Origin of the sequence: Azorhizobium sp. AG788, from assembly GCF_004364705.1 — a bacterium.
Lineage (GTDB): Bacteria > Pseudomonadota > Alphaproteobacteria > Rhizobiales > Xanthobacteraceae > Azorhizobium > Azorhizobium caulinodans.
In genome coordinates this window covers 376,993-387,027 of sequence record NZ_SOBM01000007.1, presented here as the reverse complement: position 1 = coordinate 387,027, position 10,035 = coordinate 376,993, and the positions used below count along the sequence as shown (strand labels likewise).

The window sequence follows — 10,035 nt, the reverse complement described above, 5'->3', positions numbered from 1 at the left end:
GAAGCTTCGCGACGATCTCTTCCGGCTTGTGCTTCTTCTGCGCCATCGCGCCATCCTCCAAAGGCTCAAAAAGCCTACTTCACGGAGGACCACTTCTCAGGGGGCAGGCCAGTGGATGTGGCTTCTCGCACAAGCTGATCTCAGGAGGATCGCCTTGCGCGACGCCGAGGCGCTTCGCTCGCGCCCCGTCCGGGTACGCGTGGAGGACGCCACCGACAGCCAGATCGGGTTGGCCCCAGCGAAGATTTGCGCGCCACCGTCAGCGCCCCCGTTCAGGGGCAATAGGCCCCGCCCAAAAGACGCTGGCGCGCCGATCCACGCATCTTCGATGTGTGCGTGATCCAAACGGAGCGAGCACCATCGGGGCGGCAGGGGGCACAGGGAGGCGCCCATGGAAGGTGACTAAGTTACCACCCTCCTAATGATCACCGCCTTGTGCGCGGGCGCGCTGGCGTGGCTCTTTGTAACGAGCGGCCAATCGGTTTGACGAATGAAATGGGCACGCACCCGGGCGCAAGCTCCGCAACCGGACGTTCAGTGTCGGTTCATCTCAGGCGCAATTATACCTTCGAGCAGCGCTGACTGGCGAAGGCCCCCGGTTGGCGAGTATAGGCGTAATGACGTCCTGACGATGAGTATCCGCCCGATTAAGCATACCCTCCTACAATCGCTACCTTAGGTATAGCCATTCAGCCTGTTCACTTCGGGGCCACCGAACTGATTGAACAATGACTCGGAACGTTCGTCCCAAAATTCTGCAACTACGGATCTGCCGCCAGACCACGTCTTCGTCGGACGGCCGGTGGCACAGCCCAGGGCGCGCTGAATTGCATTTTCATCGAGCGTGAGGCCGATAAAATCTGCCAATGATAAAAAAGTGCTCATTCTTTTTTCTTCTCCGAAATCTCCCATCATCGATTCGTAATTTATAGTGAATATACCATCCATCGAACGCCACTTCGTCATGCCGTTCAGCCATTGAATAAGGTTTGCGATATAGAGAGACATGAATCTGTACGTTCTGTCTTTCGGATCTTCGATGCCCTTCCATTCTGTTCCGAATTCTTCTCCCCGTCCGGGATTTCTGAAAAATCTCATAAAAGAGACCAGGGACGCCCTACATTCTCGATATAAGAATATCTTTTTGAAATCCCCTAGCAATGTCGCGACGTTATCCAACGGCGGAAGGTGGCCTACTGCAAACTGACCGCCCCTGATGAGGGGCAGCGATTCACTCAGTGGCATATCAATGTTCAGATTTCTATATGATGAGACGCTATCAGCGATAGTTGAGAACCTATAATCTGTCATTGACAAATCCGACAGATGACAGTTTGTGGAAACAAATCCAAACTCCTTTAAAATTTCCGCTAGGTAATATGTTCCGCTTTTCGGCGAGCTAATCACTACAACGCGTTCGCTCAAATATCCTTGAGGAGCGAGGCTTATATTTCCGTCACTATGAATATAGTATGGAATATTATATGCGTGATATTTGTCCATCTCATATACTTTTTTGTTTCGCAGGCATACTGGCAACGATCAATGTGCCGAGGGCGGATCGTAGGGCATATCTATATGGCAGTTCCGACCGATTCTCAAAAAAAGATAGCGTGAGATATTCGCACTCAGGCGTGAGCTTGAGTGTAACGCAAATATTTGGACGGACTAAAGGCGATGATTTCCATATGTCAGGAAGGCGATGAGGAGGTATTATTTAGGCGGAGTGGACGGTATTGGCGGCGGCGCAGCGGTGGGGATTCCCTTCCTGCTATTGCGGTGATTCATAGCGGGTCGGCTTTTGGCGAGGTCGACCATGTTGACGCGGATGACGGACGAGGATTGGGCGGTGGCGCTGGATGTGTTCCGCGCCTGCCGTTCGCGGTGGGGCGACAAGGGGCGCGACGATCGCACGTGATCGTGTCCCCGGACGTGGTGTAGGTGCCGGCAGAGGTGGTCACCGGGGATGTTCGGTTAGGGTCTGGTTGCGAACCCCAACGCCAGATCGAAAGATCCACCGATGACTACCGACGTGATGAGCTTCCGGGACCCCGTGGAAAAGTCCCCCGATGCTGATCTTCTGCGCGAGATGATCGGCTTTGCGGCCGAGCACCTGATGGAACTGGAGGTGGGCGCCGTGACGGGCGCTGCCTATGGCGAGAAAGACCCCGGCCGGCGGGCCCAGCGCAACGGCTATCGCGAGCGGGACTGGGAGACGCGGCCGGAACGGTGGAGCTGCGCATCCCCAAGTGCGCAAGGGCAGCTATTCCCCGGCTTCCTCGAGCCGCGCCTGATGGCCGGGAAGGCCCTGACGGCGGTGATCCAGGAAGCCTATGTGCAGGGCATCTCGACACGGTCCGTCGGTGATCTGGCCAAGGCCATGGGCATGTCGGGGATCTCCAAGAGCCAGGTGTCGCGGCTGTGCGAAGAGATCGACGGCAAGGTGAAAGCCTTCCTGAACCGGCCGATCGAGGGCGACTGGCCCTATCTGTCGATCGACGCAACCTATCTGAAGGTCCGGCGCGGCGGACGCATCGTCTTGAACCGCCCCGCGTTTTCTAGACGCCCTCGGCTTTGGCTTTGTGCTGCCGTTCGAACTCGATGGGCGACAGCATCCCGTTCCGTGCGTGCTTGCGGGTGGGGTTGTAGAACATCTCGATGTAATCGAACACGTCCCCGCGTGCCTCGTCGCGCGTGCGGTAGATCTTGCGGCGGATACGCTCGCGCTTGAGCAGGTTGAAAAAGCTCTCGGCGACGGCGTTGTCATGGCAGTTGCCGCGACGGCTCATCGACGGTTGCAGATCGTGGTGTTTCAGGAACGAAGCCCACTCCATGCTGGTGAACCGACTCCCCTAGTCCGAATGCACCAGCACACGATCCTTCGGCTTGCGTCGCCAGACGGCAGCGAGCAGAGCTTGCAGGACGACGTTGGTCGTCTGCCGGGGCTGCATCGACCATCCGACGACGCGGCGCGAGAAGAGGTCGAGCACGACCGCCAGGTAGGCGAAGCCTTCGTGGGTGCGGATGTAGGTGATGTCAGTCACCCAGGCCTTGTCAGGCGCTTCCGCGTCAAACCGGCGATCGAGCGTGTTGTCGACCGCCAGGGATGGCTTGCCGCCATATGGGCCGGGGCGGCGCTTGTAGCCGATCTGCGCCCGGATGCCGGCAAGCCGCGTCAGCCGCGCAACCCGGTTGGGGCAGCAGCTCTCGCCCATGTCCGCCAGGTCGTCATGAAGCTTGCGATAGCCATAGACCCTGCCGCTCTCGCTCAACGCTGCGCGGATCAACTCGGTCTGTCGTTGGTCTTCCTGCGCGCGCTTGCTCAGCGGCTTCTTCAGCCAGGCGTAGAAGCCGCTGGGCTGGACGCGGAGTCACCGACACATGGCACGGATCGAAAACTGCAGGCGACGCTCGGCGATGAACGCGTACTTCACTTTGCATCCTTGACGAAGTACGCGGCCGCTTTTTTAGGATGTCGCGCTCCTCCGTCACGCGCTGCAACTCGCGCTTCAGCCGGCGGACCTCAGCGGCCTGATCGTCATCGCGGGCCACGGCGGCAGGCTTGCCGTACCGTTTCCTCCACTCGTAGAGCGAGTACTTGCTGATCCCCAGCCGCGCCGCCACCTCCGCAACCGGATAGCCCCGCTCGGTGATCTGAAGGACCGCGTCGCGCTTGAAGTCCTCGGTGAAGTTCGCTTTGCCCATCGGGGCCTCCTTGCCTCAAAATTTAGGGAAGAAGGCGTCTAGGAATCTAGGGGCGGTTCAAGGAGAAAAAGCCGCGCTGCATCGGGATGTAGGTCATGTCGGCGCACCAGACCTGATCAGGGCGGTCAACGACAAGGCCTCTCGGCAGGGCGAACCAAGCTTAGCTCCCTGTCCGGATTCCGGAGACCACCTCACAATTCCCGAACAACGCTCGCCCCGAGGCGACTCGAGCATCACCGCATAGCTATCACGCAAAGACGCTACCAGGCGGCGCATAACTTCTAATGGGTTCTAGAGCTTAATATACTCCAGAGCCTAATATGAAGGCCCGCGGCGGAGGATCGTGTCCCTAGCTGTGACTTCGGATGGTTGTTCCTGCGAGAGCCCGATCGAGTGCCCTTCTATCGAGGCTACCATGGTGTCTTTGGTGATTGTACCAGGCCAGCCATCGTGGCTTACGTTGCCCCCAACTTCTATCCAGCTCCGCGTTCTGCCGTCTCGTCGCGTTGACCTTGCCCCCGGTTTGTCCCCTTTCATAGCCAGAATCCGTTCGTGCTCTGATGCCGACGGCCCAGGTGAGGCCACGCGCGCTCAATGCCTGCCGGAACGGCGCGGAGAGGCCATAACCGGCATCGGCGAGCACGCAGCCGAAGCGCAGGCCGGCCGTCCGCGCCCGATCAATCTCGGCGAGCGCGATCTCGGGCTTGCTCCGATAGCCTGCATGATCGTCCGGCACACCGGCGCGGGCCAATCGTGCCGGATCGCTTGTCCAGCTCTCGGGCAGGAAAGGACCGCAACTGACCGCGTACATTTTGAGCATCGGTGACTTGCGAGGCCCGCGAATAGCATCAGGCATTCTCACCGGAGATATACGCGATGCCTCTATTTACCTGTGTCCGATGCGAGCCACTCAAGAGCCTTGGCAATGGGAGCGGAGGTCTGGGAGCGGCTGAGGCGCACGGCAGGCGCCTCGACGAGCGATCCAGATCCCGGATTGTGCGAGCAGCCCCACCCATTGCTTGGTCCGTTGCCGGTGACGGCAGGGGGCTCGATCTGTTGGACGCCCATCGCGACCACCTGCGGCGTGCACGGGCCGTGGTTCGCAAAGGGGCCGCCGTTGCGATGCACCTGATGGCAATCGTCTCCAGTGAGTGGCTTTGCGAGGAAGGGGATAGCCCCTACTCCCGCCAGAACTGGCGCGTGCGAGCGCTTGTCGCCCATGCTCGCGGTTGGGCGGAATCATGGTGTGGACCTGGCAGCTGTTTCGCCGTCAGATATGACTGCGATGAAGAAGGGGCCGGCGTGGTGGACCTGTTTGTGGCCCCTGTGCAGATGCAACGCAGGCGAAACGGAGCGACGGTCCCCACCATCAGCATCGCGAATGCCAAGAAGCGCTTGAGGTCCTGCTTTCATGACGCCACCGAATACGCGGCGCTCCAATCCAGCTGGGCAGCGTACGCCAAAGCCCACTTGGATAGGCGTTTCGAACGGGGAGCCTACAAGCTCATCACCAAGCGGGAGCATGTTCGGGCAGACATGTTTGCCGCTCTTGCGCAGAGTGCGAGACGGTCGGCGCTGTCCGCAATTTACGCGGATCTCGGCCCCTCCATACGCCTTATCTATCAAGCCGCTGGAGCGCTCCCGGGCGACGGCGGAGGAGAGCAGATCCAACATCTCCTGGCAGAGGCCGTCAGATTGCTGTCCGAGCAGCGGCTTCCGATCAGTGATGCCATCGATTCGCCGGAGATAGGGCTCGCCGCCGCAGTCACGTCCCCCTAAGTGGAGCCTGGCCAGGCGACGAGTTTAGGCGCCTGGTTTTTTTAAGTGGGAGTTGTTGGGACGAAGTGTGTACGGTGGGGCATAGCGAGTGGCCTTTACTAGCTTCAAGAGGTAGTGGGCGGTTCAGATCATGGTCCACTAGCCTCGGACCTGATCGAGCCCGCGCAGCAGGAATTGGCGGAAGCCTCTGGCCTGTTCATCAGCCCGAACACCGGTTCGACCACCTGCTTTCTGAGCCGATAGCGGCTCCAGCGGCCGGCCCGCTTCAGCCGGGCCGCCATCGCGCTCATCATGGGCATCTTCGCCGTATCCCTCCGGTGAGTGCCGTCTTGTTTGCGAAGCGTCCGGGGGCAGAGAAGAGTGCGCATGGACAGCCATATGCACAGTCACGTTGAGCGGCTCGATATTGTCGAGACAGGTCGTCGCCGGCGTTGGAGCGATGATGCGAAGCTGAAGATCGTTCAGGAGAGCCTGGCCGGCCCACGTCTCGTTTCTGAGACGGCGCGGCGCCACGGGCTGTCGCGCTCACAGCTTGCGCTTTCCAGACGACGAGGACAGCAGCGTCGGTTGGCCCCGCATTTATCCCTGCGGTCATTGCCCCGGCCAAGATGGGCACCGTCCAGGAAGAGTTCGGAGCTGGCGGACGGATGGAGATCGTCCTTTTGTGCGGTCGGCGGATCATCGTGGACGCGGGTGTCGACCCGGAAGCGATCGGGCGCCTTGTCGCGGTGTTGGACCGGCGATGGTCCCAGTTCCGAGCGGGTGCGGGCGGGGCTGGCGACGGGCCATACCGACATGCGCAAGGGTTTCGCGTGTCTCGCGCTGCAGGTGCAGGAGGTCCTGCGGCACGATCCCCATGGCGGGCACCTGTTCGTGTTTCGCGGTCGGCGCGGGGACCTCCTCAAGGTGATCTGGCACGATGGCCAGGGCGCCTGCCTGTTCTCGAAGCGGCTGGAGCGCGGCCGCTTCCTGTGGCCATCGCCGTCCGACGGCGTGGTGACGATCACCCCGGCCCAGCTCGGCTACCTGCTGGAGGGCATCGATTGGCGGCACCCGCAGCAGACGTGGCGGCCGGGCGCAACAGGGTGACTGGGCGTGGCGTTGCTCTGGCGGATATGATTCCATCGCCGCATGTCGAGCTCGATGGATCCTTTACCAAGCGACCTTGCCGCAGCCCACGCCATGATCCTGGCGGAGCGCACCGCGCGCATGGAAGCCGAGGCGCTGGCGGCGCGGGCTCAGGCGGAGAACACCGGCACGGATGCCCTCATCGCGCGACTGAAGCTGGAGATCGAGAAGCTCCGTCGCGAGCTCTACGGCCCGCGCTCGGAGCGCAAGGCGCGCCTGCTCGACTAGATGGAATGCAACTCGAAAACCTGGAAGCCGACGCCACCGAGGATGAGCTGGCGGCGGAAGCTGCAGCACGATCCACCGCTGTTCAAGCCTTCCAGCGCAGCCGGCCCGCGCGCAAGCCCTTTCCCAACCATCTGCCGCGCGAGCGTGTCGTCGTCTCCGCGCCGGAGAGCTGCCCGTGCTGCGGCTCGTCCCGGCTGGTGAAGCTTGGCGAGGACGTCACCGAGACGCTGGAGGTGATCCCGCGTCAGTGGAAGGCGATCCAGACGGTGCGGGAACGCTTCTCCTGCCGGGCCTGCGAGGCGGTCACCCAGCCGCCGGCGCCCTTCCATGTCATCCCCCGCGGCCATGCCGGACCGAACCTGCTGGCGATGGTGCTGTTCGAGAAGTTCGGCCAGCACCAGCCATTAAACCCGCAGAGCGAGCGCTATGCCCGTGAGGGCATCGACCTGCCGCTGTGGACCCTGGCCGACCATGTCGGGGCCTGCGCTACGGCGCTGCGCCCGCTCCACGCGCGGATCGAGCGCCATGTCCTGTCCGCGGCACGCCTGCATAGCGACGACACGCCGGTGCCGATCCTGGCGAAGGGCAAGACCGCCACCGGATGCGGCCGAGCGGGCGCTGCGCGGCATCGCCCGCTCGGCCGCAAGGCCTGACTGTTCGCTGGATCCGACCGCGGCGCCGAGCGTGCCGCCGTCATGTACAGCCTCATCGGCACCGCCCGCCTCAACGACATCGATCGGCAGGCCTGGCTCGCCGACGTCCTCGTCCGCATCGCGGACACCCCGCAGAACCGGCCGGCGGAACTCCTGCCCTGGAACTGGCGTGCGGCGTGCTATCCTGGGAGTCTCGCAGCATGAGCCACACCGATCGCATCGCGCGGCTGAAGATCGAGCTCGATGACTGGTGGCCCGCCATCTGGCGCCGCGTCGAGGTGCCGCTCGGCTCCTCGCTCAAAGCCTTGCACGACGTCATCCAGGCCGTGATACCGTTCGAGAACTGTCACCTGTTCGGGTTCCGAGCTGACGGGCAACGCTTCGCCATCCCCGATGCAGAATGGGACAGCATGCCCGACAGGACCTACTCTGCCAAGGCCACGAAGCTCGGTGCCCTCATCAACCGCGGCATCACCAAGCTCACCTACACCTATGACTTCGGCGACGACTGGCGGCGCACGATCACGATCGAGGCGACCGCAACAGCCGATCCCGCCACGGACTACCCCCGCTATCTCGACGATGCCCGCCGCGCGCCACCCGAGGCCGTCGGCGGCATCCCGGGCTTCGAGCTCTTCCTCAAGGTCATCGCCGATCCCGAACATGAGCAACATGACGAACTCATGCTCTGGCATGGTGGGGCCTTCGATCCAAATCTCCTCGACAAGGACCGCATTCGCGCCCGCATCGCCAAGATCGCCCGACGCCGCGCCCAGGGCAAAGCCGCCTTCGCAGAAAGCCGAAACCACATGAGCTGATCGCTCCCAATAGCAGCGTAGCCTTCACCGGAGGCTTACTCTTCGCCAGCCGCCGACGCCCGGGCGTATCCGCCTCACCGTGACGCGCCCGGCCCGGTGCGAGGTAGGCTGCGATCCCCCGGTCCCTCAGTGCGGCCAGGTTTGCTTCGCTTGCGAAGCCGGCACCCCCGATACCTCGCGCGGTATACGCCCGAGATGGGCGCGCATGCCATCGATCAGTGGCACGAGGGCGCGATAGTCGGGAAAGTTGGTCACCAGCCGATGCGACACGATCACCTGATGCGCGGCATCGACCGCGATCTGACCGTTGTAGCCCTCCTAGATGAAGCCGTCGCTCGTCGGCAGGATGCGGCTGTCAGGGTCGGTGAAGCAGCGCTGCGCCCGGTCGGGCGGTCCATCATCCTCGCCCCGCAGGCGCCGGCCCTGCCAGCGCATGCAGAACGACGCCCCCCGGCCCGCTCTCGTCGTCAGGGTCCGGCGGATCGGCGGCTTCCGCGTCGAGTACGGCCTATGCGGAGCGGATCGAACTGCGTCAGGATGGGCGGCCGGTCGGCTTCCACCCGCGCTGCTTCGGCCGGGACCAGACCATCTTCGACCGCTGGCACTATGTGCCGGTCCCGGCGCGCAAGCCCGGCGCCCTCAGGAACGGCGCTCCGTTCAAGGACTGGGTTCTGCCCATCCAGGGCCTCCCGCTAGGGCCCGATCCGCGGCAGCGGCAGCACCGCCCGCTCGTAGCTGAATGCCGTCGCTCCGGTCCGCAGCACCTTGCGCACCGTGTTCCGCGACACGTGCAGCTCCCGCACGATCTCTTTAATGGACTTGCCGCGCACGAAATGCTCGCGCCGGATCCGCGCAATCGTAACCACGCCCTTCATCCCCAGCCCGCCCGTCGCAACAAAACGACGGACCATGAGCCAAGAGGGGGGGTCAAAATTACACGCCGATCCCCCTCACAACGGGGGCAATCTTCCATACCGAAACACACTGGATAAAGGCTGGGGGCAACGTCACCCGGAAACCGCTACTCCCCTTCGCGCGCCAGTTGCTTGGCTTCCTCGGCGAAGGAAATGGCGAACATCACGGTCAGCAGCACGAAGGTGCCGAGCAGCACCAGATCGCACCAGGTGAAGAGCTGGCCGAACAGCGTGAAGGTCGGCGCGCCTGCGATCAGGATGGTGAGGTTCATCACCAGGATGCCGATACGCACCTCCGTTGGGCCGAAGCCCATCACCGCCAGGTGGAACTCCCGCCGCACCACGTTCCGCACGAAGACGTAGATGGAACACATGTGGTAGCCGGTCAGCGCCAGCAGCGCCGTGTCGAGCCGCGCATAAGGCGAGAGGCCGAGGCCGGCGGCGATCAGCAGATTGCCGATCACGTCGATGTTCTGGTCGAGGAAATAGCCGTATTTCGGCCGCTGGATGTCGCGCACGCGGGCGAGCGTGCCGTCCATGGAATCGCCGTACCAGTGGATGAGCAGGCCGAAGTTGGCGAGCCACAGAAAGTTCGGCGAGAGGAATGCGGCGAGATAGCCGATGAACACCACCAGCGCCCCGAAGACGCCGAAGGCGGTCAGGTGGTCCGGCATCACGAAGGCCGGCAGGCGGGCCGCCATCCAGCGCAGCAGCCGGCGCTCGGGCCCGGCCAGAAAGCTCTCGTGGAAACGCTCGAACAGGCTTTCGGTCGGCTTGGTCACGGACGAACGGACTCCACGCAATCGGACG

The 10,035-nt window shown here is 62.8% G+C and carries 5 protein-coding genes and 8 pseudogenes; 6 read left to right on the top strand and 7 right to left on the bottom strand.

Going from position 1 to position 10,035, the window contains the following annotated elements; all coding sequences use genetic code 11:
* Positions 1-675: 675 nt before the first annotated feature.
* Entirely contained in the window at positions 676-1,503 is an 828-nt protein-coding gene (locus tag DFO45_RS20100; RefSeq protein WP_133866233.1) for a sulfotransferase domain-containing protein, read from the bottom strand.
* A 517-nt stretch (positions 1,504-2,020) separates the two neighbouring features.
* Here DFO45_RS20100 and DFO45_RS20095 point away from each other — a divergent pair.
* Positions 2,021-2,539, top strand: a pseudogene (locus DFO45_RS20095) (transposase); the annotation flags it as partial.
* 19 nt (positions 2,540-2,558) lie between these two features.
* Here the strand turns inward: DFO45_RS20095 and DFO45_RS20090 are convergent.
* Positions 2,559-3,705 (bottom strand): annotated as a pseudogene (locus DFO45_RS20090) (IS3 family transposase).
* A gap of 559 nt (positions 3,706-4,264) precedes the next feature.
* A pseudogene (locus DFO45_RS20085) lies at positions 4,265-4,492 on the bottom strand (transposase); the annotation flags it as partial.
* Positions 4,493-5,007: 515 nt separating this feature from the next.
* Between DFO45_RS20085 and DFO45_RS20080 the strand changes: the two are divergent.
* On the top strand, positions 5,008-5,484 hold the full coding sequence (locus DFO45_RS20080; protein WP_133866232.1) for a hypothetical protein: 477 nt from the start codon (positions 5,008-5,010) through the stop codon (positions 5,482-5,484).
* A 138-nt stretch (positions 5,485-5,622) separates the two neighbouring features.
* On the opposite strand, the pseudogene DFO45_RS20075 reads toward DFO45_RS20080, so the two are convergent.
* Positions 5,623-5,786: pseudogene (locus tag DFO45_RS20075) on the bottom strand (transposase); the annotation flags it as partial.
* Positions 5,787-5,850: 64 nt separating this feature from the next.
* On the opposite strand from DFO45_RS20075, the pseudogene DFO45_RS25130 reads away from it, so the two are divergent.
* The 4 genes and pseudogenes from DFO45_RS25130 to DFO45_RS20055 form a co-directional block, all read left to right on the top strand.
* Positions 5,851-5,966: pseudogene (locus DFO45_RS25130) on the top strand (IS66 family insertion sequence element accessory protein TnpB); the annotation flags it as partial.
* A gap of 313 nt (positions 5,967-6,279) precedes the next feature.
* The gene (gene tnpB / locus DFO45_RS20065; RefSeq protein ID WP_208299841.1) at positions 6,280-6,573 is read left to right on the top strand and encodes an IS66 family insertion sequence element accessory protein TnpB; all 294 of its coding nucleotides are present in this window, start codon (positions 6,280-6,282) and stop codon (positions 6,571-6,573) included.
* Positions 6,574-6,666: 93 nt separating this feature from the next.
* Positions 6,667-7,697: pseudogene (locus DFO45_RS20060) on the top strand (IS66 family transposase).
* Entirely contained in the window at positions 7,694-8,311 is a 618-nt protein-coding gene (locus DFO45_RS20055; RefSeq protein ID WP_133866231.1) for a plasmid pRiA4b ORF-3 family protein, read from the top strand. Before DFO45_RS20060 ends, DFO45_RS20055 begins: the two are co-directional and overlap by 4 nt.
* 40 nt (positions 8,312-8,351) lie before the next feature.
* Here DFO45_RS20055 and DFO45_RS20050 read toward each other — a convergent pair.
* The 3 genes and pseudogenes from DFO45_RS20050 to DFO45_RS20040 all read right to left on the bottom strand — a co-directional run.
* Positions 8,352-8,837: pseudogene (locus tag DFO45_RS20050) on the bottom strand (IS5/IS1182 family transposase); the annotation flags it as partial.
* Positions 8,838-9,006: 169 nt separating this feature from the next.
* Positions 9,007-9,186 (bottom strand): annotated as a pseudogene (locus DFO45_RS20045) (IS21 family transposase); the annotation flags it as partial.
* A gap of 146 nt (positions 9,187-9,332) precedes the next feature.
* Positions 9,333-10,007 carry a CDP-alcohol phosphatidyltransferase family protein gene (locus DFO45_RS20040; protein ID WP_052285811.1) on the bottom strand — a complete coding sequence of 225 codons (675 nt, stop codon included), beginning with the start codon at positions 10,005-10,007 and terminating at the stop codon, positions 9,333-9,335.
* Positions 10,008-10,035: the final 28 nt, after the last annotated feature.